The following is a 26,387-nucleotide window of genomic DNA, read 5'->3' on the forward strand; positions in this document are numbered from 1 at the left end:
CACGGGCCGTTAGGCAAACCGTTTCGACAAGAACCGCACGACCGCGTCGCGCAACTCCCGACAGCGCGGCACCGCACCCGACATCCAGTACGCACCGTGGACGAGGCCGTCGAATCGGATCGACTCGGTCTCGACGCCTGCCGCCGCAAGCTGTTCCGCGTACGCCTCGGCTTCGTCGCGACTGACCTCATATTCCATCGTCAGGACGAGCGCAGGCGGCAGGCCAGCCAGCGATTTCGCTTTCGACGGCGACGCGAGCGGGTTCTCGGCATCGGCGGGCGAGCGCAGATACTGCTCCCAGAACCAGTCGAGCCCGGCTGCCGTGATCACGTACCCCTCAGCGCATTCCGTCTTCGAGGGCAGTTGCGCGGTCGTGTCGATGACCGGATATACCAAGACCTGCGCGGTCAATGCAGGGCCGCCTTCGTCGCGCGCTCGCTGTGCGGCGACCGCAGCCAAGTTACCGCCCGCGCTATCCCCCATCACTGCAATGCGATTCGGATCTCCTCCGAATTCACCTGCATGCTCGCCGACCCAGCACAGGGCAGCGAACGTATCGTCGGTCGCGGCGGGGAATTTGTGCTCAGGAGCCAGCCGATAGGTCGCGGCAACGACGATCGCACCGACGTCGTTCGCCAACGCCCGGACCGGCTCATCGATTTCGGCGAGCCCGCCACCGACGAAACCACCGCCGTGGAAGTACACAACGATCGGGAGCGGACCTTCCGCTTCCGGCACGTAAATCCGGATCGCTTGTCCACCAACGGAATCCTCGATCACCCGAGCGACTTCCCGAGGCGGCAACTGCAACCCGACGAAGGTTGCGACGACCTCGCGCGTGGCCTCGACGCCGAGCTTCTCGAAGGATTGCAATCCTTGTTCGGCAAGTCCGTCGATCAGGCCCTGGACGTGTGCATCGACGGTCATCGTGCCACCGCCGCAGCCGGAGCGGCCAGCGCAAATCCCTTGTAGCCGTTCGCGACGACGTCGTCACAGATGGCGCGGTAGGTCGGGGCACCGCCGAGGTACAGCATGCAGACTCGCGTCTTGCCTGGGATGTTCGCGCCCATCCACCAGGAGTCGGTGCCGGGCAGCAGGGTCTGCGACGAGATCGCCAACGCCCCGGCGACCCACTCGTCCTCGGCCTCGAGTTCGGCCTCGATGACGTCGAGTCCACGCTCGCTCAGATGGGTGATCGCGTCGGCGATGAAGTCGACGTGGTCCTCGATGGCGAGCGGCATGTTGTAGAGGACCGACGGGCTCTGCGGACCGGTGACCATGAACAGATTCGGGAACTCGTTGGTCATCAGCCCTAGGTAGGTGCGCGGTCCGTGCGCCCACTTGTCGGCAAGCGCACGACCGTTGCGGCCGACGATGCCGAGGTTCAGCAGCGGCCCGGTGATCGCATCGAAGCCTGTCGCCAGGATGAGGACGTCGAATTCGTACTCGGACTCCGATGTACGCAGTCCTGTCTCGGTGATCGTCTCGATCGGCGCGGACTTGATATCGACCAGAGCGACGTTTTCCTGGTTGTACACCTCGTAGTAATTGGTCTCCATCGGTGGTCGCTTCGTGCCGTACGGGTAGTCCCGCGGCGCGAGCAGCTCGGCGACCGCGGGGTCGGTGACACGCTCGAAGATCCGCCCACGGACGTAGTCAGCGACCGTGTCGTTGGCTGCCTTGTCGAACAGGATGTCGCCATAGCTGTCGATGAACAGCTGGAATCCGCCTGCGTTCCAACGCTCGTCGAAGGTGCGACGACGCTCTTGCGCCGATACCGCCAGCGCCGACGGCTGCACCTGCGTGTACGGCACGCCGAGGAAATGGTTGCGGGCGGCGTCCCGGACCTGCTTGTAGTTGGCCTTGATTTCTGCGACCTCGGCCGCGTCGGACGCGGCGTTCTTCAGCGGCGTCGCGTAGTTCGGCGTGCGCTGGAACACCGTCAGATGCGCTGCGGTCTTGGCGATTTCGGAGATGGCCTGAATGCCGGTGGATCCGGTGCCGACGATGCCGACCCGCTTGCCGGTGAAATCGGTCTGCTCCTCCAGCCAGTTGCCGGTGAGCAGTACCTGGCCACGGAAGGAGTCGACGCCGTCGAACTCGGGCTTCTTCGGTACTGACAGATTGCCGACGCCGGAGATGACGTACTTGGCCGTCACAACCTCACCGGATTCCGTCGTTACCCGCCAGAAGCTCTCGGCGTCGTCCCACACCATCGAGCTCACGCGGGTGTTGAAGGTGATGTCGCGACGCAAGTCGAAGCGGTCGGCGACGTGATTGAGGTACCGCAGTATTTCCGGCTGCGCGGCGAAGCGCTCGCTCCACACCCACTCCTGCTGCAACTCCTCTGAGAACGAATACGAGTAGTGCACGCTCTCGATGTCGCAGCGAGCGCCCGGATAGCGGTTCCAGTACCAGGTGCCGCCGACGCCGGCAGCCGCCTCGAACCCCCGGACCGATAGGCCCAGCTGGTCACGAAACTTGTACACGGCGTAGAGGCCGGCGAATCCTGCGCCGACTACGACAACGTCGTAGTCGGTAACGGCGGTCGTTGTGCTGCGGTCGAGCGTTGCAGTCATGGCGGTCCTTCCGAGTGGTGATGCCATTGGGTGATGGCTTCCAGACTCGGCTGTGTGGACCCCGAAAACGTGGGGCAGATCACCCCATCGACTACCCGTATTTACACGGTGCGAGCGAATTCCTACGAGACGGCATTGCTCGCTACCCACGACGCGATCTGCGTCCGTGAGGTGAAGTCCAACTTGGCCAGTATTCGCTCGACATGACCGTCCACCGTCCGTGGCGAGATGACGAGCGATTCGGCGACGGCCTTGTTGCTCAGACCTTGCGAGATCAACGCGGCAATCTCGCGCTCGCGTTTTGTGAGCAAAGATTTCTCTGCAGTCGAGCGGACCGGAGCAGTTGGCGATTGCAACGCAAGGTCGAGCGCTGCGTCCTTGGTCAACCCGGCACGTTTGGCGATCAGGTCGTCGATTCGCTTCTGGCCCAATGCTTTCACGACAATCGCGGCGGACGCCAGCGAGTCGCGGTGACTGCCCGGACCGAACGCTTCGACGGTGGTCCCCAACGCGGTCCAGACGGCTTGCGCCGCGCCGTACAGGTCGGCAGCACGCTCGAAGTTCTTCCGCGTCGATTCGATCCAGGACAGCAGCTCGATGGTCAACGCGACGCAGATGCTGTCCTTGAACGAGCGCTGGACGGTGAGTGCGGCGCGGGCGTCGCGCTCGGCCAGGTCGAGATCACCCAAGTGCCAACGGGTGACGCCGCTGATCCACAGCGTGTACGCATACGCCCAGAGCTCGCCGTGCGTGCGGCACAGTTCCAACGCTGTGCCGCAGGTCCGTAACGCGTCGTCGTGGCGACGGTGGTAGGTCTGCGCCATTGCGAGTTGGAACGCCGTGGTCAGTTGCGACGCCTTGTCCCCGACCGAGATGAAGCCCGCCGTTGCGCGCTCGAACGAGTCGATTGCAGCCGCGGTGTCGCCGGAGAACAAGTAATGGATGCCGGTCCATTGCGCCGAATGCGCGGCCAGCCGTTCGTCGTGGCGAGCGAGAGCGAGTGCACTGCTTTGCGCGAGCCAGTCTGCGGCCGGATCACGATCGCCCTGAATCAGCGCCACCCACGCCGCGACCCACAGCGCCTCGCCGCGATGGGGACTGGATTCCGGCAATACAGTGACGATCTGCTCGAGCACGCGGCGTCCGTCGCTGAGGAACCCACCCGCGATCCAGTGATATTGCAGTCCGGCAGCGAGCTCGGCACCCGACCCCAACTCACCGGGCGTCGTCACCGACCACTCCAATGCCGACAACAGATTCGGGTGGTCGCGTTTCATCGCCGCCAACGCCGTGGCCTGCCCTGGTCCACACCATCGCTGCACCATTCGCGTTGCGGCACGAAGGTAGTGGTCGCGGTGGCGTTTCCGCACGACGGCGTGATCGCCGGACTGCGCGAGCAGCTCCGCGCCGTATTCGCGCACGGTCATCAACTGGCGGTACCGCACGGATTCACCGTCGCGATCGATCACAAGAATCGATTTGGCGACAAGACGATCGAGGACGTCCATGACCTCGTCACGATCGAGATCGGCGAATCCGCACACCTGCTCGGCCGCGTCGAGATCGAGGCTGCCGGTGAACACCGAAAGTCGTGCCCACAAAAGCTTTTCGGCATCGGTGCACAGCTCGTAGCTCCAGTCGATCAGTGCCCGGAGCGTCTGCTGCCTCGGCAGGGCAACGCGATTACCACCGGTCAGCAGCTGAAACCGACGGTCCAGGCGAGCGACGATCTGCGTGACCGACAATGCCCGCAGCCGCGTCGACGCGAGTTCGATCGCGAGCGGAATCCCGTCGAGCCGGTTGCACAGCTGCACGACGGCAGCCGAATTCTCCTTCGTCACAGTGAATTCGGGTGAGATATCGCGGGCTCGATCGATCAACAACCGCACGGCTTCGAACCTGTCGATTCCGTCAGGGCTGTGCACGACGTCAGGCGGCGGAGTGGTCAACGGCGGGACGACGCAGGTGTGTTCGCCCGCGATGCCCAGTGGTTCGCGGCTGGTCGCCAGGATTCGCAGCCCGGGAGCCTCGGCAAGCAACTCGTCGACCAGCGCCGACGCCGGGGCGAGCAAGTGCTCGCAATTATCGAGCACGATGAGCGACTGGCGCTCGCGCAGGAAGTCGGCAAGCTTTCTGCTCGGTGCACGGTTCGACTGGTCCGGCACCGCGAGGGTCGACACGACGGCGGAGGCCAAGCTGGATTCGTCTTCGACGCTTGCCAATTCGACGATCCAGGTGCCGTCGCGAAATGCTCGCCGCGATCGATCGGCGAGTTCGTAGGCCAACCGAGTCTTACCGACACCGCCGGGTCCGGTCAGCGTGACCAGTCGCGACTCCCCCATCGCGGACTTCGCGTCAGCCAGTTCGCGACGACGGCCGACGAAGCTGGTGATCACGGCGTGCTGCTTGGGGCGGCTCGGCGTCGATTCGACCGGGGCGGCTTCACCGGCAATTGCCATCTCGTCGACGGCGAAACCGTTTCTGCGCTGTACCTTTCGCAATTCGGCGCCGAGGTCTGCAGCCGAGGCATACCGGTCGGCTGGGTCGCGCGCCATCGCGCGCTCGAGCACCGCACAGACGTCGTCGGGCAACTCGTCGCGCCGCACTGCGCTGAAAAGCGTTGCACCGAGACCGTATACATCCGACGCGATAGTCGGCAGTTCACCGCGTAACACTTCAGGTGCGGCGAAAGCGGGCGATGCTGTGATCGTCCCGGTACTGGTCTCGAAGGTGCCCGACATCCGCGAGATGCCGAAATCGCCGAGTTGAGGTTCGCCGTACTCCGTCAGCAGGATGTTCGCCGGTTTGACGTCGCGGTGCACGATCCCGGCACGATGCGCGGATTCGAGTGCGCCGGCGAGCTTTATCCCAACCCGCAGCGCGTCGCCCAACGGGAGCGCGCCCGAGGCGCGAATGCGAACGTCCAACGAGTCCTGCGGGTGAAACTGCATGACGAGATACGGTCGCCCGGTGGTCGTGACGCCGACCTGCAGGATGTTGACGATGTTCGGGTGCCCGGACAGACGTCCCATCGCACGCTGTTCGCGAAGGAACCGGTCGAGGTTTTCGCCGTCCAACCCTGAGGTCAGTACCTTGACGGCGACCGTGCGATCGAGTGCCGGCTGTCGGCAGCGATAGACGATCCCGAAGCCGCCGCGACCGATCTCGCGAGCGTCTTCGAAACCTTCTTCCTCGAGTTCGGCGGCCACACCCGTATCGGCATGGCGTTGAGTCGAGGTCGGATCACTACCAGCCATCAGGCCTGCAATTCTATGTCTCCATGCAGGGCCGCGAGCAGAAGCGAGCGAAGTGCCAGCGCGGTGACCGGTCTGCCGGAATACACATTCCCGACCACCTGCTCGACGACCGTATCGAGATCGCGCTCGGTCAGCCCGAGTTCGGCCAGCGATCGCGGCGCGCCGAGTCTGTCAGCCAATGCCGAGAATCCTTGTGCGGGAGCCGCCGTGCCCAACGCTCGCTGTAGCGCGGCTTCCGTTTCGGGTTCGGTCGCGAGCATGTACGCAGCAACGTGCGGAAGCACGACGGCGTGGGTGTCCGCGTGCGGAAGGTCGAAGGTGCCGCCCAGCACATGGCACAGCTTGTGGTGCAAGCCCATCGTCGTTGCACCCAAACACGCACCGCACAGCCATGCGCCGCGGAGCGCGTCGGTGCGGGCCGCCAAGTCGAACCCGTGCGCGACGACCGTGGGCAACGACGCTGCCAGACTCCGGACGCCTTCCTCTGCCACGAGCGACGTGATCGGCGAGCGGTCAGGTGCATAGAGAGCTTCCATCGCATGCGCCATCGCGTTCAGCCCGCTCGTCGCAGACACTCCGGACGGCAGCCGAAATGTCAGTGCAGGATCGTAAATCACGCTGCGCGGCAATACTTTCCGATCGCGACCGGTCTGCTTGCGGGCGTTCTCGGTCCTCCCCCAGATCGTGGTCATCTCCGAGCCGGCGTAGGTCGTCGGAATCGCGACGAACGGAAGGTCTGCGTCCAACGCAAGGATCTTGCCGAGCCCGATCGTCGATCCGCCGCCGATGGCGACACAGCCGTCGGCGCCGCTCGCGGCCTTCGTGGCCGCCTCGACCACGTCGACGGGGACGTGCATGCGCGCGCCGTCGAAGATGCCGATCGCCGTGCTACCGAGAAGGTTCATGACCTGTTCGGCGAGCGCTCGCTGACCGGGTGTGCTCAACACAAGGACTTTTTTCAACCCGAGGGCGTCGATCTCGGGTGCGAGCCGGTTCAGGCTGCCCGCGCCGAAGACCACCCGCATCGGGAGTGCCTCGTAGGTGAATTCGTCGGTCACTGTGCCTGCTCCAGCGCGATGTCGAATGCGGCGTGCCTGATCCCGTCGTCGCCGGGAACGAAATCCACCACCAGACTGCGCTTCACAGCGAACACTGCGTCGCTGTCCAGATACGGACTGTCGGCGACGAAGACGTGCGTGGTCACCGTCTCGTAGCCGGGTGCGCTCGCGATGAAGTGAATATGAGCCGGGCGGTACGGATGGCGGCCGGTTGCGCCGAGCAACCTGCCGATCGGCCCGTCGGTCGGGATCGGATAGTGGCTGGGCACGACGGTCCGAAAGTGGAAGCGTCCCTGGTCATCCGCGGTGAACAGTCCGCGCCCGTTGCCCGGCGGTTGGATACCGGGTTGCTGGACGTCGTAGAACCCGTGGTCGGTCGCCTGCCAGACATCTATGACCGCTCCGGCGAGCGGTGTGCCGTCGACTGCGGTGACCGTTCCCGACACCTCGCATTGTTGGCCGGTGCCGATCAGGTCGATGGTGTCGCCGAGCTCGCGCCGCGGCGATTCCGTCATGTGGAACGGTCCGAGCACTGTGCCGTCGGTTGCGTCGCCGTCGCCGCCGTTGATCGTCTCGATCAACATGGACACGCCGAACACGTCGGAGAGCAGCACGAACTCCTGCCGCGTGTCGTCACACGTGTGGCCGACTGCGGTCAGGAACTCGATTGCCTGCCCCCATTCCCGCTGTGTCGGCCGGATCTCGCGGACGAACTCGTGAAGGTGCCGGGTCAGGGTGGTCACGATCTCCCGGAGGCGCGGATCCGACGTGTTCTGGAAGCTCTCCTGAACCGCTGCGGTGGCGGTGTCCTCGGTGAAATCCATAATGCCCCTTTCATGTTCGCGTGAGCTGATGAGCGAACCAGTCTGCAACGAACGCTGTGCGCTCGAACGAATGGTTGTAGATCGTGTGCTCGCCGTCGTCCCAGATACGCAGCGTCGCAGTGTCGTTGCGAGCGGCGTCGAGGAACGGGCGCTGGTCGTCGAGCGTGACGATGGCGTCGTTTCCACCGTGCAGCACAAGCAGCGGACAGTCGATGCGGTGCTGCTGCGGATCGAACCGCAATCGGGCGAAGTTCCTCTCGACATCGTCGGCCTCCTTTGTTCCGAGCATCGCCAGCGCCTGCTCCCGAAAGGTCCTGAAGTCCAGCAGGCGCGGCACCGCAGGTGCGCCGTTGACGCAGCACGCGCCGACTCGGCTGTCCGCCGCGGCGGTGTGCGCCGCGTACAAGCCCCCGAGGCTGTTGCCCCACACACCGACCGATCCGCCGAGGCTGGAATCGGCAAGCGCATGCTCGACGAAGGCACCGAAGGCCGCCGCAATGTCGACGTCCAACAACACGCCACCGTCGAGCCTGGTCTCCCCCTGCCCGGGTCCCTCGGCGAGGATCGTCGCAAGGCCTCTCTCCGCAAACGCGTCCGCACACCGGAGATATGCTGCACCCCAGCCACTTTGACCGCCGAACACGATCACCGTGCCGAGCGCCGGCACCTTCGGGCGTACCAGCCAGCCGGCGAGGTAGCCATTGCCCAGAGGGAGGCGGAGGCGTTCCCAGGCTGGCGTGGCCAGATCGGCCGCTCGGCCGAGTGTGTCGATAAGACGGGCGTACAGGTCTCGCTTACGCGGTATGTCGAAATTGAACGCCATCTGCGCGAAGACCAATGCGGCTGCAGCCGAACGATATTCGGCAAGGGATGTGATCAGGTTGCCATCTCGCATGGCAGTTGCTGCGCGCTCGAGGTGGGCGTCGGCCAGCGCTTCAGCGGCCTCGTCCCATGGAATACCCGCGCTCGTGCGTTCCTGCATTGCGAGTACGTCGGCGTAATCCACGCCGTAGTCGAGCATTCTAGTTACCGGCATGGCCCGCCAGTGGGCGGCGACGAGGGCCGCCCCGGACTCGGTTGTGGTAGTCATACCGCAACCTGCTCACGAGTCGTTTTCCACGCGAGTCGATTTTGTAAGGCGTCGATGAGTGCGGGCAGGTCGGCCATCCGGCCGGCGCCGAACAAATGAAAGTCCGGACGTGCAATGAACACGTCGATATCGTTGTCGGCCAAATACTTCCGGTACACACCGGCCGCATCGCGAATGTCCGCCAGCGCGATGACGACTGCGTCGAGCCCGGTGAGAAAGTCGAGTTGCGCGGAATCCAGCACAGCGCGTGGATCACCGCTGGCGATCACGGCGAATCCGCGACCGACAACATCGTCGAATCGCCCTCGCACGCCTGCGAACTCAACTTCGCCTTGCGGGGCTAGTGTGCCTGCCAGCCCCGTCGCGCTGCCGTCGGGCCCGCAGTGGACGACTCCTCCGACAAGAGTCGGGAACGGCGGAGGCGGCGGTACGGTTCCGGTGCGGAATGCCTCATCGCGGGCAGCTGCTGCGTCGTGGTCGTGAGTGTTTGCAATCCGGCCCAACGCGACCGAGTTCTCCACGATTGCTGTTGCGTGCGGGCGTCTTTCGGCCTCATAGGTATCCAACAGCTTCTCATCAGCCCGACCGCGCAATACCAGGTCGAGCTTCCACGCCAAGGTGATCGCGTCCCGCATGCCCGAACAGGCACCTTGCCCCATGTACGGCGGCATCGTGTGGGCTGCGTCGCCGGCCAACAGCACCCGCCCACGCCGCCACTCCTGCGCTACCCGCGCCTGAAAGACGTAGACAACCTGACGCAGCATCCGAACATCGTCAGGTCCGATGCCGTGCTGTTCGCGCAGCCACTGCCAACCGAATTCCGGCCGCTCGAACTCGGACGCGTCCTCACCGGGCAGCAGTGCAAGCTCGAACCGCTGTCGCGTCTTGCCGATCGGCATGAACATGTGACCGCGCGCGGGATCACAAACCTGGATCAAGCGATCGAACTTCGCGCCGAGCGGCCGCAAGCGTTCAGTGTCGATATTGAGCCACCGGTCGTCGACACCTAGATCGGCGCGGTCGATGCCGAGTGCGGTCCGTACGAAACTGTTCGCACCGTCAGCGCCGACGAGGAAGCGGGCGGTCACCGTTCGCGCGTCGCTCTGGTTGGACCATTGTTCGGTCCGGCTCGCGGCCCACGGTCGAAACGTCACCGAGACGCTGTCGGGATGCTGCTCGAATGCGACGACGACGTTGCCTTGGTTCACTTCGACGTTGGGGAAGCTCCGCACACGGGCATCGATCGCATCCTCGATGTCGGGCTGATACATCGCGATATGTGCAGGAAACCCAGCCGATTCGCCGCTGAAGTCCAGGTCGACCAGGACCTCGCCTGCGCCATTGACGTACCGATAACTATCGATCGGACGGCCGTCTCGCAAGGCGTGATCGACATCGGCGACGGACTGGATCACACGCGCAACCTCTCCGTCGATGTGGGTGAGGCGCGGAAGTCCGTACAGTCCGGGCCATTTCTCGATCACGATCACGCGATGGCCCGCCTGTCCGAGGGCGGAGGCCAAGACGAGGCCGGTCGGGCCGTAACCGATGATTGCGACGTCATAGTGAGTGTTCATGAATGCGACGTTAGAAATCGGCGGACGCATCTGCGATCCACATCACGCCAAGGTGATCCGGGATGCGCCACGCAACGTCTGCGAGGGCGAGACCCCATAGCGTTGCCGGTAGGCGGCCGCGAATCGGGGGCCGTGGGTGAATCCCCACCGGAGGGCGGTGTCGGTTACCGTCACCCGGCTACCGAGTTCCGCCGCTTCCAGTTCCTCGTGAACCCTCGTCATTCGTGCCTGTTGCACGTAGGCCATGGGCGTCGTGCCGAGGCATTCGTGGAAGTCGCGTTGCAGGGAGCGCGCGCTCACACGGGCCGCGGCCGCTATAGCGGTGACCGTCAGCGGCCGTTCCAGATTCGCCTCGATGAATTCTATTGCGCGCGACACACCACGTCGCCGATAGGGCGTGGCCCTGTCCTCCAGGCGGTCGGAGAAGTTGTGCGGCTGGGCCGTCAGCAACGCCGTCATGAGAAATTCGGTCCACGGCGCTAGCACGAGGGGGTTGCCCGCCAGACCTTCGGACCTATCGAGGTCGCGGGCGAGGGCGACCACCGATTCCGCCCACGACGCTGCAGCACCGGATAGTTCCATCGCAGGCCGGAACAACACTGGGCCGGACACCGGACCGTCGAGCAGTCCTTCGAGGTGCCGCTCCAGCGCATGGCGTTCGATGCGCACATGCAGCTGGCGGTAGTGCTCGCTGAGGTGCATTCGCGCGATCGTGGACGGCGAGAGGATTGCCGCGCGTGTCCGGTCGACAAGTACGTCACCGTCGTTGTGGGACACGCAATTGCGCCCGCCGAGTGAGAGGTTGACGTCGTAGTAGGACACAGGGTCGGTGAACTGGGCGGCAAGTTCGGCACCGGAGTGCTCGGCGTACACGAACGCGATCGGACCTATCCGCACCTCGGCAAGTTGCGCGTCGAATGCGACGTCGTGACCCAGCGGTTCCAATGTGTGCCTGGTGAGTCGTCGCGATATCCCCGCGCGGAGTTCGTCGACATCGCGGGTCCGCAACCCGCGATGCCGCTGCAATAGAACATCGTCGTCCATCGCTGTGGTCCTCACCGTCCCTACGCGCTCCTATGCAGTCTCCGCCTGCTGGCGGATTTCCAGAAGAGAACGTGCATGCCCGTCGAGTCGACGGTCCTCGTCGGTCCGAGGTTCCCACTGCGGCACCCGCATCGATCGGCCTCGGTCGTCGAGTGCAACGAATATCGCGAGGGCGTGCGCGGCGAGTTCGGCGGCGCCGGTGCGTGGATCGATCGAGCGAACGTGCACGCTGAGATGCATCGACTTGTGCGTAGTGTGGATGAGCCGAGCGCCGATCTCCACCATGTTGCCGATCAACAACGGGCGGTAGAACCGGATCCCGCCGACGTAGGACGCAATCGTCTCGGCGCCGCTCCAACCCGATGCGCAGACGAAGGCAGCCTCATCGATCCAGCGCATCACGTTGCCGCCGTGCACTTTTCCACCCCAGTTGACGTCGCTCGGCGCCGCGAGGAAGCGCAACACTTTGCTCGGCGCATGCGAGGCGTCGCTGTAGCTCTGCTCGGCCATCTCAGCTTCGATGTTGTGGCGCACGGCAATCCGGCGGCGCGCCGCGAGCTGACGCCGCTGGTCCAGCAGCGTCGCGGGTATCCATGGCGGCACTGCGGCAGGTTTGCCTGCGTCGTCGACTGCGACGAAAACGGTCAGGCATTGAGCTGTTTCGCTGACGCTGCCTGTGCGCGGATCGCCAGACGAAACCGTCACGAGGATATGCATACTCGTGCGACCGGTATAGACGATCCGGGCGTCGATCTCGACGAGCTGACCCGCTTCGACAGGCCGGGAGAACCGGATGTTGCCGACGTACGCGGTCACGCAGTAGCGACCGCTCCATGCCGATGCGCATGCGTAGCCAGCCTTGTCCACCCATTCGAGCACTCGGCCGCCGTCGATGCGCTGCCGATAGCCCGCGTCGGACGATTTGGCGAGGAACCGTAGCGTCGACTCCGACGTCCGCGGTAGATCGATGGAAACCGACACGGCCACAACCTTTTACGCGGCCCGGACCGTACGAACGTCGATCGGAGCGCCCGTGGCGGCTCGCACCTGATCGACGCTCACACCCGGCGCGGTCTCGACCAGGACCAGCCCGTCCGGCGTCACGTCCAGCACAGCCATGTCGGTGATAATCCTTTGCACACAACGCAATCCGGTCAGGGGCAAGGTGCACTCGGCGAGGATTTTCGGGTCGCCGTTCTTCGAGACGTGCTCCATCATCACGATGACCTTGCGGGCGCCGTGAACGAGGTCCATCGCGCCACCCATGCCTTTGACCATGTGGCCGGGGATCATCCAGTTCGCCAGATCACCCTGTGCACTGACCTGCATAGCGCCGAGAACGGCAACGTCGACATGGCCGCCGCGGATCATGCCGAACGACTGCGACGAGTCGAAATACGACGCACCAGGCAGGACCGTGATGGTCTCCTTGCCTGCGTTGATCAGCTCGGGATCGAGTTCGTCTTCGGTCGGGTACGGACCGACGCCCAAGACGCCGTTCTCCGAGTGCAAGACCACGGTGATGTCCGGCGAGAGGTAGTTCGGAACCAACGTCGGCATACCGATGCCGAGATTCACGTACTGCCCGTCCTCGAGTTCCTGCGCGACGCGCGCGGCCATTTCATCGCGAGTGAGTGTCATGCCCGCACCGTCCTCTTCTCGATTCCGACCGTCACTTTGCCGACGTGCACCACGCGCTGAACGTGGATTCCCGGAGTGTGCACTTCGCCCGGGTCGATCTCCCCCGGCTCGACCAGGTGCTCGACCTGGGCAATCGTGATCCGGCCCGCAGTCGCCGCAGGCGGATTGAAATTCATTGCGCTGCGGCGGTATACGAGATTCCCGTGCCTGTCACCTTTCCAGGCGTGGACCAGCGCGTAATCGGTGACGATGCCGCGCTCCATCACGTAGGTGACGCCGTCGAATTCTCGCGTTTCCTTCGGACGGGTCGCGACCGCGATACCGCCCTTGCCGTCGTAGCGAAGCGGAAGTCCGCCATCTGCGACCTGGGTACCGACGCCTGCAGGGGTAAAGAACGCTGGGATGCCCGCACCTCCCGCGCGCATGCGCTCGGCAAGCGTGCCTTGGGGTGTGAGTTCCACTTCGAGTTCACCGGACAGGTACTGCCTCGCGAACTCCTTGTTCTCACCGACGTAGGAACTGATCGTGCGGCGGATCCGATGCTGCTCCAGCAGCACGCCGAGGCCGAAACCGGCAGTCCCGCAGTTGTTGCTGACGATCTCCAGATCGGTTGCGCCCTGCTCGAGTATTGCGCTGATCAGCACCTGCGGCACACCCACCAGCCCGAAGCCGCCGACCGCCAACGAAGCCCCGTCCGGGATATCGGCGACCGCTGCGGCTGCCGACGAAATGACCTTGTCCATCATGGCGATGAGTCTAACGCAAAATGTGCGCATTGTGAATGCTTGTTCGTATTGCGAACGCTCTGGTACATTGGCCTCGTGGTTGAGATAGCGCATGCGCGCAGTGGTTCAGGATCGACAGTCGTCCTCCTCGGCTCACTCGGCTCGGACCGGTCGATGTGGGATCCGCAGGTCCGGGCGCTGTCCGCCGATCACGACGTGCTGGCGGTCGACATCCGCGGGCATGGCGAATCTCCAGTCGCCACAGTCGACTACACGATTTCGTCATTGGCCGACGATGTCCTCGAGTTGCTGGATCGGCTCGACATCGGCTCGGCACACGTCGTCGGATTGTCGCTAGGCGGTGCGATCGCGCAGTATCTCGCCGCGCACGCGCCCACCCGGGTCCGGACGCTGACACTGCTCTGTACGTCGGCGAAATTCGGCGAGCCCGGCGGCTGGCTCGACCGGGCTGTTTTCGTTCGCTCGAATGGAACCGGAGCGCTGGCTGAGGCGGTTGTCGGCCGCTGGTTCAGCCCGGAGTTCGCCGGTTCCGTCGACAGTTGGGTCGCTATGGTCACCAACACGCCGGACGAGGGCTACGCGCGCTGCTGCGAGGCGCTGGCCCACTGGGACGGTCGCGCGGACCTGGTCCGCATCACCGCGCCGACCCTCGTCATCGCCGGTGCACAAGATCCCGCCACCACACCTGCCGATCTCGGTGCGATCGCCGATGCGATCCCCAATTCCACTCTGCACGTGCTGAATCCAGGCGCGCACCTCGTGAACGTCGAACAATCGGACGCCGTATCGAGGCTGATCGCCGACCACATCGCAGCACAGGGGTTGGATGGTGACCTATGACCGAACCAACGCCCGACTACGTCCAATCGCTGGCCAGAGGCCTCGCTGTCATTCGCGCGTTCGACGCCGAGCATCCTCGGCAGACGCTGAGCGAAGTCGCGAAAGTGACCGGCCTGACCCGCGCCACTGCCCGGCGCTTCTTGTTGACGCTGGTCGAGCTCGGTTACGTCCGCACGGACGGCTCGGTGTTCTCGTTGACGCCGCGCGTCCTCGATCTCGGCTACAGCTACCTGTCGAGCCTCACGCTCCCGGAAGTCGCAGGTCCGCATCTGGAATCGCTTGCCAAGCGGGTGCACGAGTCCGCGTCGGTGTCGATCCTCGATGGTGACGACGTGGTGTACGTGGCGCGCGTTCCAGTCAGCCGCATCATGACGGTGTCGATCAACATCGGCACCCGGTTTCCGGCGTTCGCGACTTCGATGGGCCGGGTACTGCTCGCCGGTCTCAGTGACGAAGATTTCGAAAAGTACCTGACCAGAGTCGAATTGGTCCCGCTGACCGGACGGACCATCGCCACCGTCGACGGCCTGCGCGAGGAGATCTCGCGCGTCCGCGCGGCCGGGTACTGCATCGTGGATCAAGAACTCGAAGAGGGACTGCGGTCGCTCGCCGCGCCGATCCGCAACCACAACGGCACCGTCGTCGCTGCTGTGAACGTCTCGACGCAGGCTGCTCGCTATACCGCGGCGGCCGTGCGCAAAGACCTCATCCCTCCCCTGTTGGAAACCGCCGAGGCCATTCATTCCGACCTCGGACGCGTCCAATCTCAACCCTGAACCGAAGGAAGCACCATGCCTGACGCCGTGATCTGCGAACCACTCCGTACACCGGTCGGCCGCTTCGGCGGCGTGTTCAAAGACCTGACGGCGGAATCCCTCGCGGCGACCGTGATATCCGAACTCGTTGCACGCAGCGGAATTTCGGGATCACAGGTCGACGATGTCATCTTCGGACAGGCTTCGCCGAACGGTGATGCCCCCGCGATCGGCCGAATCGCGGCACTCGACGCAGGTCTGGGAACAGACGTTCCCGGCCTCCAGGTCGATCGCCGGTGCGGCTCCGGACTGCAGGCGATCATTCAGGCCTGCATGCAGGTGTCGACCGGCGCGAGCGACCTGATCCTGGCCGGCGGTGTCGAATCGATGAGTCAGGCCGAGTTCTACGCCACCGGAATGCGGTGGGGCGTGAAAGGTGAGGGCGTAGCCCTCATGGATCGGCTCGCGCGTGCCCGCGTCACTGCGGGCGGTAAGAACTTCCCCGTTCCCGGCGGCATGATCGAAACCGCGGAGAATCTGCGCGCGGAATTCGCGATCAGCCGGGCGGACCAGGACGCGCTCGCCGTCCAGTCGCATCAGCGCGCGGTCGCCGCTCAGCAAGCGGGGCGTTTCGCCGACGAGATCGTCGCCGTGCCTGTGCCGCAACGCCGATCGGATCCGCTACTCGTCGACACCGATGAACATCCCCGAGCCGACACAAGCCTCGAGTCGCTCGCCAAGCTGCGCGCAATTCGGGCAAAGATCGATCCCGAGTCGACGGTCACCGCCGGTAATGCGAGCGGTCAGAACGACGGTGCCGCAGCGTGCATCGTGACCACGGCGGAGATGGCACGCGAGCTCGGATTGCGCCCGCTCGCGCGGTTGGCGTCGTGGGCAGTCGCCGGTGTGCCGCCGAGAACCATGGGTATCGGTCCGGTGCCTGCGACCGAAAAGGCCCTCGGCCGTCTACATCTCACCCTCGACGACATGGACGTCATCGAGCTGAACGAAGCTTTCGCCGCTCAGGCGCTGGCCGTGCTGCGGACCTGGAAGGTCGAGCCCGACGATGCGCGCCTGAACCCCAACGGTTCCGGGATTTCGCTCGGCCATCCGGTCGGCGCCACGGGTGCTCGAATTCTCGCGACGTTGCTGCGCGAACTCGACCGCCGTGAGGCGCGCTACGGCCTGGAGACGATGTGCATCGGCGGCGGTCAGGGCCTGGCTGCGGTATTCGAGCGCCTCACCTAACCCCGTGCGCGCGTCTCACCCCTCCAGGGGTGAAAATCACTCACAGTTACCAAGCGAGGGGAACCTCGAACTGTGAGTGATTTTTACCCCTCTGGGGGTGAGACGCGCGCACGGGTTGGGGGGTCAGCGCAACTGCGCCGAAAGACGTACGGCTGCATTCGGTTCGCCGTAGCCCTTGTATCCGCCGACCCGCTGAACGACCTCGAAGAACAGGTCTGCGCCGACGGTCCTGGTGAATAAGTGGAAGAACTCGCCATCGGCATTCGCGTCGTACAAGATGCCGAGCGTCCGCATCCGGTCGAGCAGTTCTGGGTGCAGACCGAATCGGGCCTCGAGATCGGCGTAGTAGTTCGGTGAGATCGGTAGTGGTTCATAGCCGCCCGCGACCATGTGGGTTGCCGTCGTGAAGATGTCCTCGCATGAGAACGCCACGTGACTGACACCGCCGCGGCGTGCGACCGGGATGTTCTCCATGCCGAACGCGTTGCCGTCCACCATGTTCAGCAGAATCCGCAACCGGGCGTCGCCGTCCCCCAAAGTGAGCGCCTGCGTGTGCATCAAGCCAACGGCATCGGTCACGTCGAGCCCCTCGTGCGGCTGCATGCCGAGCACGGACCGCAGGGCAAGCATCACGCCGTCCCAACTGTCGGCAGGCAACGCCAACGCTATGTGGTCGACGCCCGTGAACAGGGCGCGTTGCCGGCGCCACTGCGCGACCGGAATCGGGTACATCTCGAACGCGGACAACCAACCAGCACCGCTGCTCGGGCTACGCAGGTCCAGCGACGTCGCGTCGGTGACGCGGAGCCGCACGACGTCCGACTGTGCCGGGTCGGCGCCCGGCAGGTCCACTTCGCTCACCGGCATTTCCAGAGCGGCTGCCCGGCGCCCCCACGCGTCCGGATCAGCGCATCGGACACCGATTTGGGTGAGCGCCGGCAGGTCGGCCGGAATGCCCGGCGCAGTCCACACTGTGCCCGCAGTTGCGTCGACGGCGATCGTCAGCGAGCCGTGCCGCCACAGTTGCAAGTCGTGCTGACGATGGCGTCCGACGAGATGAAACCCTATGTGCCGCAGCATCTCCCGTAGCTCACCGTCTTTGCGTGGGCCCGCTGCCAGACGCAGGGAGACGACGCCGTCGATCGGAGCCGGGGCCGGTGGTGCGAACAGCGACAGCCCGCGTGTGTCGCATTCGCTCTCCTGCACGCGCGCGACCTCCTCCTGCAGATGCAGCAACGAACGATGGGCGTCCGCCGCGGTACGACCAGTGGCCGAATGCCGAAATACGTCGTTGAAGACCTCGAGCGACCACGGACCTGTGTAGCCGGAAGCCTGGACGTGCGCGCCGAAGGTCGCGAGGTCGAAATTGCCCTGTCCCGGGAAGTTTCGATGGTGCCTGCTCCACGAGAGCACATCCATGGACAGCCGCGGCGCATCGGCAAGCTGGAGGAAGAAGATCTTGTCGCCGGGGATGTCGCGGATTCCGCTGGGATCGTCGCCTCGCGACAGAATATGGAAGCTGTCCAGGCAGGTGCCGAGGGCCGGGTGGTCAGCGCGCGCGACGATGTCCCACGCATGCCGGTAGGTGTTGACGTGCGCGCCCCAGGCGAGAGCCTCGTACGCGATCCGAATGCCGCGCCGGTCCGCACGGACCGAGAGTTCGTGCAATTGCGCGGCCAGTCGGTCGTCGTCGCGCACGGCGGTCGGCAGCGGCGACGAGCAGACGAGAATCGTGTCGCACCCGAGTTGCGCCATGATGTCGAACTTGCGCTCGGCGCGAATCAGGTTCCGGGCGAATTGCTCGTCGTCGGTGGAATCCAGGTCTCGAAACGGCTGATACAGGTCGATCCTCAAGCCGAGATCGCCAGCCCTCGTGGCCAATTCACCTGGCGACAGTGGCGAGCTGACGAAGTCCGGCTCGAAAACCTCGAACCCGTCGAAGCCGGCATCGGCGATCGCGGTGAGTTTCTCCTCGAGCGATCCGCTCAACGACACCGTCGCCACCGACGTGCGGACCCGCGTACGGACTTGCGCCTGAGTGCTCATCGCACCATCACCGATTCCTCCTGGCGGATCAGGGCCGTCATGTGGTCGAACATTCGGTCGGCGTCGGGTTCGATGCCGGTGAAGATCCGGAATGCGTCGACCGCCTGGAACACGGCCATGCCTGCGCCGCTCAGTGTTCGTGCCCCGACCTCGCGGGCGGCACGAAGAAGGTCCGTCTCCAGTGGGCGGTACACGACGTCGGCGACCCAGAGATCGGGTCGGAGCAACTCTGGCGGCACCGCCGAGCCGGGGTGTGCAGCCATTCCCATCGGGGTCGCATTCACCAGTCCGTCTGCTGTCGACAACCGCTCGGGCAGATCGGCAAGTGCGGCGATAGAAATATCGGCGGCGACGAACGCCGGGGCCAGTCGGTCGCGCAGTTGCAGCGCTCTGACTATGTTGTTGTCCACCAACGTGATTCGGCCGACTCCTCGTCTGAGCAAGGCATACGCGACGGCGACGCCCGCTCCCCCCGCGCCGAGCTGCACGACGTTGTCCATGGCGGCGCCGGTGAGACTGCGGTCGAGGTTGCGGGCGAAGCCGGACCAGTCGGTGTTGTGCCCGATCGCCTTTCCCTCCTCGAACACCACGGTGTTGACCGCGCCGAGGAGTTCGGCGTCAGCGGACAGTCCGTCGAGGCAACCGATCACTGCTTGCTTGCAGGGGTGCGTGATGTTGAGTCCACGAAAGCCCAGTTCCTGTGCGCTCCACACCAATCGCGGCAGGTTCGACGTGCTCAGGCTGAGGTGGTCGAGGTCGATGATCCGGTAGGCGTAGGTGAGGCCGTGCCTGCGACCCTCTTCCTCGTGCATCGGCGGCGTCAGCGACGCGCGGATTCCGGACCCGATAAGGCCGCACACAATCGATTCGATCATGATCATGCCTCCGTCGCGCGGCAGAGCCACTCGATCGCCGCGCGGTAGCCGCCGGTACCGAGACCGCAGAGGACGGCGTTGGCGACGGGCGAGACCAGCGAGCGATGCCGGAATTCCTCGCGTGCGTGAATGTTGGTGATATGCACTTCGACCACGGGAACCTCGAGCATTGCGATCGCGTCGCGCAGTGCCACCGAGGTGTGCGCGTAGCCACCGGGGTTGATCACGACGCCGGACGTCGTTCCCCGGGCCGCGTGGATCCAATCAATGAGTGCGCCTTCATGATTGGACTGCTGAGTGTCGACGGTCCGGCCGAACGAAGCCGCGGCCTTCCCACACAGGTCGACGACGTCGGCGAGGGTTTCCCGACCGTAGAGGTCCGGCTGACGCGTCCCCAGCAGGTTCAGGTTCGGACCGTTGAGCACGAGAATGGGGAGGTCGGTCGTCGGCACTGGACGATCCCTTCGTAATGTACGAACTAGTGAGTTAACTCACGACGATACTCCACCGATCGCGTCATGCAAAGAGGTCCAGCCGCACCAGCGTTAGAGTGACGCCATGTCGCCCGACCAGACCAGCGCTGCACCACCCGCCAAGCGCAGGCGCAACAGCGACCTCACAAGAGAGAACATCATCGAGGTCGCGACGAAAGAATTCGCCGACAACGGGTTCGCCGGCGCGCGGGTGGACGTGATCGCGGAGCGGACGCACACGACGAAAAGGATGATCTACTACTACTTTTCAGACAAAGAGGGTCTGTACACCGCGGTCCTCGAGCGTTCGTACGGCGAGATCCGCCAGCAAGAGAACAAGCTCGACATTGCGGGCCTCGACCCCGTCGCAGCCATCAGGGCACTCGCGGAACTCACTTTCGACCACCACGACCGGCACCCCGACTTCATCCGGCTCGTCGCGAACGAGAACATGCTGCATGGCGAGCACATTCGGAAGTCGGCGGTCCTCAGCGGACTCGGCGCGCCGGCAGCAGACCTCGTCTCGCAGATCCTCGCGGAAGGCCAGCAGGCCGGACTCTTCCGGACCGACGTGGATGCACTCGACGTGCACATGATCATCAGCAGCTACTGCGTCTTCCGAATGGCGAACAAGTACACCTGGGACGCCCTGTTCAAGCGCGATCTGACCGCGCCGGGATCGCGCGACCACCAGCGCACCATGCTTGCAAACATGCTCGTCGCGTTCCTCCGCGACACCGCACACTGACTGCGCACCACTCCCACCTGCGACAACACTCGCATCTAGCTTTTTATGAACTATTTGGTTAATACTGTTGCCCTATGGCGGTGGTGCGCGTTACATTCGTTTGCACCGCATCGCGAACAGATGTTCGTCATACGAACACGAGGCGGTAATCATGCGATATGACCCAGGAGAACCGATGACCGCCAGCACCCTCGATGCGCCCGGAGCCCCCACCGCCCCGCCCGATACAACCAAGGTCAAGCGCGCAGCCGTCGCCAGCTTCCTGGGCAGCATGCTCGAGTATTACGACTTCTACATCTACGCGTCCGCCGCGGCGCTGGTGTTCGGCAAGGTGTTCTTCCCCGCCGCGAATCCCGCTGCCGGGACGCTGCTTTCGCTGGCGACGTTCGGCGTCGCCTACATTGCAAGGCCATTCGGCGCCGTGATCCTCGGCCATTTCGGTGATCGCGTCGGACGCAAGCGCGTCATGCTCATCACCTTGGTGATGATGGGATCGTCGACCTTTCTGATCGGCTGTCTGCCGTCGTACTCGGCGATCGGAGTAGTCGCCCCAATCCTGTTGGTGGCGTTGCGAGTTCTGCAGGGCATCTCCGCCGCGGGCGAACAGAGCGGCGCGAACTCACTGACCCTCGAGCACGCACCCTTCGGCCGCCGGGCGTTCTTCACGAGTTGGACCCTGACCGGAACCCAGGCCGGATTCATCCTGGCCACAGCGGTATTCCTCACGGTCGCCAACCTGCCCGACGACGCGCTGCTCACCTGGGGTTGGCGCGTCCCGTTCTGGTTCAGCTTCCTCGTTGTCGTCCTCGCCTACGTCGTTCGTCGCCGCCTCGACGAGCCCGAGGTGTTCAAGGAGGAGCAGGAGACCGATCAGGTCGCCAAGTTCCCGGTCGTGGAACTGTTCCGCACCCATAGCTCGGACGTCCTTCGAGTCATCCTGTGCGCCTTCATCGCGGTGTGCAGCACGATCTTCGCGGTGTTCGGTCTGGCATTCGCGACAAGCCCTGAAGTAGGCGTATCGCGGACGACGATGCTCCTGGTGGCGGTCGTAGCCAACATCATTGCGCTGGTCAGCCAGCCAACACTTGCGATCCTCGCCGACCGGATCGGCCGCAAACCGGTCTTCATCACCGGCGTACTCGGTTGCGGCGTCATGGTTTTCGTGTACTTCAAGGCAATAATGAGCGGAAACGTTCCGGTCATCTTCCTCGCCGGAGCGTTGCTCATCGGCATCTGCTACGCAGCACCGAATGCGATTTGGCCGTCGTTCTACGCCGAAATGTTCAACACCAAAGTTCGGTTCTCCGGAATCGCCATCGGTACCCAAATCGGTTTCGCCCTCGCCGGTTTCGCACCCACCATCGCATGGACCTTGGTCGGTAACAGCCGGACCAACTGGCTGCCCGTCGCAATCCTCGTGGCGATCTGCTGCGCAGCCGCCGCCGCATCGGCCGCCACCGCCCGCGAAACATATCGGGTCCCGCTCACCCAGCTGGGAAAGCCGGTCGCCTAACCCCCGTGCGCGCGTCTCACCCCTCCAGGGGTAAAAATCACTCACAGTTACCAAGCGAGGGGAACCTCGAACTGTGAGTGATTTTTACCCCTCTGGGGGTGAGACGCGCGCACGGGTTGGGTTGGCGAAGCCCCTACTTGTTCTTGAAATACGAGACGTCGTCGTTGCCGATGAGGTCGGGGACCGTCCAGCCGTCGAGGTCGTATTCGGCCAAGCACTCTTCGGCGAGACCCTTCATCTGCGAGACTCCCCCGCGCGCCTGGGCGGCGAACAGTAGCTCCGCCTTGACGTTCTCGTGGTTGCCGGAGTAGTTGCGCTCGTAGAGCTCATGCCGACCGCCGAACTCGGAGCCGACCGAATCCCACAGTGCCTTCATGATTTTCACGCGCTCGACGGCGGGCATGCCGTCGGATCCGCGGACGTACTTGTCGAGATACGGCCGGACCTCGGCGCTCTTGAAATCCAAAGAGCTGGAGGGCAAGTAGATCAGCCCCGACGCCACATCCTGCTCGATGATCTCCTTCACGCGCGGGTAGCCCTGGATCATGAACATGCGATAGGTCAGACCGTATTCGAGCTTCGGGATAACGGTGTCGCCGATCCACGGCTCGGGGTCGCGGGCCATCGACTCCGACAGCGACCAGAACAGGTTGCGCCACCCGATGACCTCGCCGACCCGAGTCTGCACACCCCGGAACCCGCCGGACCCGGTCGCGTCGAGAGCCTTCATCAGCAGGCCGGCGATGAAGTCGAGCTTGACCGCCAACCGCGTGCAGCCCTGGAATGTGAAGCGCGGCAAGAAACCTGACTGCGGGAAGAAAGCGTTGATCTTCTCGACGTCGCCGTACATGAAGACGTTCTCCCACGGCACCAGCACCTTGTCGAAGATGAAGATCGTGTCGTTCTCGTCCATCCGGCTCGACAGCGGGTAGTCGAACGGACTGCCCATGACCGCGGCGTTCTGTGTGAACGACGACCGGCAGATCAGCTTCACACCAGGCGCATCCATCGGCACCGTGCAGATGAGCGCGAATTCCTTCTTCTTGATCGGCAGACCGTAGTGCGCGATGAAGTTGTAGTTCGTGATCGCCGACCCGGTCGCCACGACTTTCGCGCCCGACACGATCAGGCCTGCGTCGGTTTCCTTCTCCACCTTCATGAACACATCGCCGACCTCGTCCGGCGGCAAGTTCCGATCCACCGGCGGGTTGATGATCGCGTGGTTCCAGTACAGAACCTTCTCCTGCGATTCGCGATACCACCGCTCCGCATTCTCCTGGAACGGCGAGTACAACTCCTTGTTCGCGTGCAGCGTTCCGAGGAACGACGCCTTGTAATCGGGGCTGCGACCCATCCAGCCGTAGGTCATTCGCGCCCACGTCGCGATCGCGTCGCGTTCTTTGAGCAGGTCGTCGGCCGAATGCGGCGCCTTGAAGAACGGCATCGTGACGCCGCCGTTCCCGGTGTCGGTCGGGCTGGTGACCTTGTCGACATTCGGTCCGGTGTGCATCGAGTCGTAGAGCCGGGCCGTCATGCGGATTGGGTTACGGAACGCGGGATGAGTGGTGACGTCCTTGACTCGCTCGCCGTGCAACCAGATCTCGCGGTCGTCTTTGAGCGATTCGATGTACTCGTTACCAGTCATCGGTCGGGTCGCGTAGTTCTTCGGCTCCGCGGCGGTTGGGGCGTCATCGAGGATGGTCATGTCATTGCCTTTCGGGTAAGTGAATCAGATGGCTTGGAGAAGATGCATGGGTGTGAACGAGGTCGTCGCGGCGAACCAGCCGATCTCCGGGTCGTCGCACGAACCGTTCCAAGGAACATGTGCCGACGGCACCCCGAGTTCGTGAAATGTGCTGCGGTAGAAGATCAACGGCGGTTGACCGCTCGACACTGCGTCGACGATCTCGCCGATGAAGATCACATGGTCGCCGCCGTCGTACTCCGCCCACGGAATGCAGGAGAACGTCGCAGCCGCCCCACAGATGACGGGAGCGGTCGGCCCCTCCGCCCACAGCGGTTCGGGGTTGCACGGTCGGCCTGCGAAGTGCATAGCGGTATCGACTTGGTCCGCGGCGAGCACATTGACCGCGAAAGGCGCGCCGCTGAGGTATTTGCACGCCTTCGATTTCTTGGTCATCGTGATCTGGCACAAACGCGGTTCCATGGACACCGCGGTGAATGCGGTGACGGTCGCACCGTGCGAATTTCCGTCGCTGTTTCGGCACGTGATGACGGTGACGCCACTGGCAAACTGACCGAACACGTTGCGTAGTTCGCGTTGATCGACCATGGCGAGCCTCCCTTCGTCAACTGGTGGACACGAAGGTAGGACCGCCTTTCACCTGCGTCGATCCGCTGAACGCGGCGTCGATCCACATTGCGCGACCACTTGCGACGCCGGTCACATTGGCACTTGGCAGGCGGCATGGTTCACACTTGAATGAAGTGATAGACAACAGCGATCGGCCAATGCAGCCCGTCGCCGATCCGCGGGATTGGGACGAGGCGTCGCACGCTGTCTCGGATGCGTACTTCCCGCACGCCTTGCATCCCCTCACGCACTCGACTGCGTCGAACGTTTCGGTCGACAGCATGGCGATCGGGCCGGTCCGTATCGCGCACATCGGCTGGGGTGCGCCCGTCACAGTCGATACCGATCATCCCGGCGGTTACGCCGTGAACATCCCGCTATCCGGTCATCTGGACTCGGTGATCGGCCGCCAGGAACTCGTCGCAACGCCTGACTCCGCGACCATCTATCCCCCGGACACCCCGACATCGATCCGGCGATGGTCCGAGTCGTGTCGCATCATCGGCGTGCGGTTCGAGCGTGACTATTTGCACCGCGAGATGACGAACATCCTGGCGGGCCACAACGTGCCGGTCCCCGACCACCTGGATCTGTCGACGCCTGCGGGCGCAGGCTGGCTGCGCTTGGTCCGGTCATTGTCGGACGCACCGACAGGTCAGCAGCATCCCCTTGTCACACAACAACTTTCCGGGGCATTGACGACCGCGTTCGTCCTCGCCGCTGTTCCCGACGACGACACCGACACACGCCCCCGGCCGCGGATCGTCAAGCGAGTGCTCGACGAGATGCACGACGATCCCGCCCGGCCGTGGACTGCGGGCGACATGGCCGCGGTTGCCGGCGTCAGCGTCCGCCGACTGCAGGAAGGCTTTCGTGAGTATCTGAACGCAAGTCCCCGCGACTGCCTCGTCGACATCCGGTTGCAACGCGTGCACGACGACCTCCTGCGCGGCGACGGCACCTTCACCGTCGCCGATATCGCCATGCGCTGGGGCTTCACTCACACCGGTCGATTCGCCGCCGCATATCGGCAGAAGTACGGCGAGCCACCGTCGGAGACGTTGCGGCGCTAGCTATTCCGGGAGCTCCGCGCCGGTTCGCTCGGCCACCATGTAGGTGGCGTACCACTCGGGCCAGTTCTCGTCGTACTCGCCGCCGTGGCGCTTCTCGTGCTCACCGTGTGCTGCCGACGCCCGCTTCAGCGCTTCAGCCAGGTCGCTCACCGAGGTGAACGACGCAGTGTCTACCCGCCCTGGCAGCCGCGTAGTGACCTCCTGCAGCAGCCAACTGTTGCCGTCCGGGTCGCTGAATGTGGCAAACGAGCCATAGCTGGTGCCATCCTCGGACCGGCCGGCAACGCGACTGTCGGCGCCGTCCGGCTCGAACTGGGCACCGGGCGCCCCCGGGTGAAACACCGCGCTGACCTGCGCACCATTGGCCACCAACTGGCTGCGCGCGGCCTCGATATCGGTGACGACCAAGTAGAGACCGCTCGCCGAGCCGGGCTCTGCCGACGTGATCTTCGAGCCGAACTGGACCGAAGCCGGCGAGCCCGGCGGTGTGAACTGGACGATGCGGAACCCGTTTTCGAAGGCGAAGTCGGCGTCGAGCCGCCACCCTAGAGCGCTGTAGAACGTCTTCGCGCGGTCGACGTCCGACACCGGAATGATGGCTGCTTCGAACTTGAGCTCGGCCGGGCCGCTGGTAGTCATGGGTTCTCCTTCGACGGTTGCGTCGCTGCTGACTACCAGTGTTTCTA

23 protein-coding genes are annotated in these 26,387 nt (G+C 64.3%); 6 read left to right on the forward strand and 17 right to left on the reverse strand.

Annotated elements, in window-relative coordinates:
- Nucleotides 1-9: 9 nt before the first annotated feature.
- The 11 genes from FGL95_RS31430 to FGL95_RS31480 all read right to left on the reverse strand — a co-directional run bounded on the left by FGL95_RS31430 (nt 10) and on the right by FGL95_RS31480 (nt 13,813).
- Entirely contained in the window at nt 10-927 is a 918-nt protein-coding gene (locus tag FGL95_RS31430) for an alpha/beta hydrolase (RefSeq protein ID WP_169594844.1), read from the reverse strand.
- Entirely contained in the window at nt 924-2,579 is a 1,656-nt protein-coding gene (locus FGL95_RS31435; RefSeq protein ID WP_169594846.1) for a flavin-containing monooxygenase, read from the reverse strand. The genes FGL95_RS31430 and FGL95_RS31435 overlap by 4 nt, the downstream gene beginning before the upstream one ends.
- A gap of 122 nt (nt 2,580-2,701) precedes the next feature.
- Nucleotides 2,702-5,836 (reverse strand): protein kinase domain-containing protein, encoded by a 3,135-nt coding sequence (locus tag FGL95_RS31440; RefSeq protein WP_169594848.1) that lies wholly within the window; start codon nt 5,834-5,836, stop codon nt 2,702-2,704.
- Nucleotides 5,836-6,894, reverse strand: coding sequence for a maleylacetate reductase (locus FGL95_RS31445; RefSeq protein WP_338080106.1), 1,059 nt, complete (start codon nt 6,892-6,894; stop codon nt 5,836-5,838). Before FGL95_RS31445 ends, FGL95_RS31440 begins: the two co-directional genes overlap by 1 nt.
- Nucleotides 6,891-7,718, reverse strand: coding sequence for a dioxygenase family protein (locus tag FGL95_RS31450; RefSeq protein WP_169594850.1), 828 nt, complete (start codon nt 7,716-7,718; stop codon nt 6,891-6,893). The genes FGL95_RS31445 and FGL95_RS31450 overlap by 4 nt, the downstream gene beginning before the upstream one ends.
- Nucleotides 7,719-7,728: 10 nt before the next feature.
- Nucleotides 7,729-8,808 (reverse strand): alpha/beta hydrolase family protein, encoded by a 1,080-nt coding sequence (locus FGL95_RS31455; protein WP_169594851.1) that lies wholly within the window; start codon nt 8,806-8,808, stop codon nt 7,729-7,731.
- Complete coding sequence (gene mhpA / locus FGL95_RS31460; RefSeq protein WP_169594853.1) at nt 8,805-10,385, reverse strand: bifunctional 3-(3-hydroxy-phenyl)propionate/3-hydroxycinnamic acid hydroxylase MhpA; 1,581 nt, start codon at nt 10,383-10,385, stop codon at nt 8,805-8,807. The genes FGL95_RS31455 and mhpA overlap by 4 nt, the downstream gene beginning before the upstream one ends.
- 42 nt (nt 10,386-10,427) lie before the next feature.
- A complete protein-coding gene (locus FGL95_RS31465; RefSeq protein WP_169594854.1) occupies nt 10,428-11,429 on the reverse strand; it encodes an AraC family transcriptional regulator in 1,002 nt (333 codons plus the stop codon).
- Nucleotides 11,430-11,459: 30 nt separating this feature from the next.
- Nucleotides 11,460-12,410 (reverse strand): acyl-CoA thioesterase, encoded by a 951-nt coding sequence (locus tag FGL95_RS31470; protein WP_338080107.1) that lies wholly within the window; start codon nt 12,408-12,410, stop codon nt 11,460-11,462.
- A gap of 12 nt (nt 12,411-12,422) precedes the next feature.
- The gene (locus FGL95_RS31475; RefSeq protein ID WP_169594856.1) at nt 12,423-13,070 is read right to left on the reverse strand and encodes a CoA transferase subunit B; all 648 of its coding nucleotides are present in this window, start codon (nt 13,068-13,070) and stop codon (nt 12,423-12,425) included.
- Nucleotides 13,067-13,813, reverse strand: a complete 747-nt coding sequence (locus FGL95_RS31480; RefSeq protein ID WP_169594900.1) for a CoA transferase subunit A — start codon at nt 13,811-13,813, stop codon at nt 13,067-13,069. Before FGL95_RS31480 ends, FGL95_RS31475 begins: the two co-directional genes overlap by 4 nt.
- Nucleotides 13,814-13,891: 78 nt before the next feature.
- Between FGL95_RS31480 and pcaD the strand changes: the two genes are divergently transcribed.
- Genes pcaD through FGL95_RS31495 form a run of 3 tightly spaced genes read left to right on the forward strand, consistent with a single transcriptional unit; the run spans nt 13,892 to nt 16,659 of the window.
- The gene (pcaD, locus tag FGL95_RS31485; RefSeq protein WP_338080108.1) at nt 13,892-14,656 is read left to right on the forward strand and encodes a 3-oxoadipate enol-lactonase; all 765 of its coding nucleotides are present in this window, start codon (nt 13,892-13,894) and stop codon (nt 14,654-14,656) included.
- Nucleotides 14,653-15,432, forward strand: a complete 780-nt coding sequence (locus FGL95_RS31490) for an IclR family transcriptional regulator (RefSeq protein WP_169594858.1) — start codon at nt 14,653-14,655, stop codon at nt 15,430-15,432. Before pcaD ends, FGL95_RS31490 begins: the two co-directional genes overlap by 4 nt.
- A gap of 15 nt (nt 15,433-15,447) precedes the next feature.
- On the forward strand, nt 15,448-16,659 hold the full coding sequence (locus FGL95_RS31495) for an acetyl-CoA C-acetyltransferase (protein WP_169594860.1): 1,212 nt from the start codon (nt 15,448-15,450) through the stop codon (nt 16,657-16,659).
- Nucleotides 16,660-16,782: 123 nt separating this feature from the next.
- On the opposite strand, the gene FGL95_RS31500 is transcribed toward FGL95_RS31495, so the two are convergent.
- From FGL95_RS31500 to aroQ, 3 genes are read right to left on the reverse strand one after another with little or no spacing between them, the layout of a single operon-like run.
- Nucleotides 16,783-18,705, reverse strand: a complete 1,923-nt coding sequence (locus FGL95_RS31500; protein WP_169594861.1) for a sugar phosphate isomerase/epimerase and 4-hydroxyphenylpyruvate domain-containing protein — start codon at nt 18,703-18,705, stop codon at nt 16,783-16,785.
- Nucleotides 18,702-19,580 carry a shikimate dehydrogenase gene (locus FGL95_RS31505; RefSeq protein ID WP_169594863.1) on the reverse strand — a complete coding sequence of 293 codons (879 nt, stop codon included), beginning with the start codon at nt 19,578-19,580 and terminating at the stop codon, nt 18,702-18,704. Before FGL95_RS31505 ends, FGL95_RS31500 begins: the two co-directional genes overlap by 4 nt.
- A 2-nt stretch (nt 19,581-19,582) precedes the next feature.
- The gene (gene aroQ / locus FGL95_RS31510; RefSeq protein WP_169594865.1) at nt 19,583-20,032 is read right to left on the reverse strand and encodes a type II 3-dehydroquinate dehydratase; all 450 of its coding nucleotides are present in this window, start codon (nt 20,030-20,032) and stop codon (nt 19,583-19,585) included.
- A 106-nt stretch (nt 20,033-20,138) separates the two neighbouring features.
- On the opposite strand from aroQ, the gene FGL95_RS31515 reads away from it, so the two are divergent.
- A complete protein-coding gene (locus FGL95_RS31515) occupies nt 20,139-20,801 on the forward strand; it encodes a TetR/AcrR family transcriptional regulator (RefSeq protein WP_169594867.1) in 663 nt (220 codons plus the stop codon).
- 175 nt (nt 20,802-20,976) lie between these two features.
- Nucleotides 20,977-22,314 (forward strand): MFS transporter, encoded by a 1,338-nt coding sequence (locus FGL95_RS31520; protein ID WP_169594868.1) that lies wholly within the window; start codon nt 20,977-20,979, stop codon nt 22,312-22,314.
- 133 nt (nt 22,315-22,447) lie between these two features.
- On the opposite strand, the gene FGL95_RS31525 is transcribed toward FGL95_RS31520, so the two are convergent.
- Together FGL95_RS31525 and FGL95_RS31530 are read right to left on the reverse strand one after the other, a co-directional pair.
- Entirely contained in the window at nt 22,448-24,019 is a 1,572-nt protein-coding gene (locus FGL95_RS31525; RefSeq protein WP_169594870.1) for a 4-hydroxyphenylacetate 3-hydroxylase family protein, read from the reverse strand.
- Between the two features lie 24 nt (nt 24,020-24,043).
- Nucleotides 24,044-24,607, reverse strand: a complete 564-nt coding sequence (locus tag FGL95_RS31530) for a flavin reductase family protein (protein ID WP_169594872.1) — start codon at nt 24,605-24,607, stop codon at nt 24,044-24,046.
- Nucleotides 24,608-24,786: 179 nt separating this feature from the next.
- Between FGL95_RS31530 and FGL95_RS31535 the strand changes: the two genes are divergently transcribed.
- On the forward strand, nt 24,787-25,701 hold the full coding sequence (locus FGL95_RS31535) for an AraC family transcriptional regulator (protein ID WP_169594903.1): 915 nt from the start codon (nt 24,787-24,789) through the stop codon (nt 25,699-25,701).
- Here the strand turns inward: FGL95_RS31535 and FGL95_RS31540 are convergent, their stop codons facing one another.
- On the reverse strand, nt 25,702-26,340 hold the full coding sequence (locus tag FGL95_RS31540; protein ID WP_169594873.1) for a VOC family protein: 639 nt from the start codon (nt 26,338-26,340) through the stop codon (nt 25,702-25,704). It lies immediately after the preceding gene.
- Nucleotides 26,341-26,387: the final 47 nt, after the last annotated feature.

This window comes from Antrihabitans stalactiti (assembly GCF_012932915.1).
Taxonomy (GTDB): domain Bacteria; phylum Actinomycetota; class Actinomycetes; order Mycobacteriales; family Mycobacteriaceae; genus Antrihabitans; species Antrihabitans stalactiti.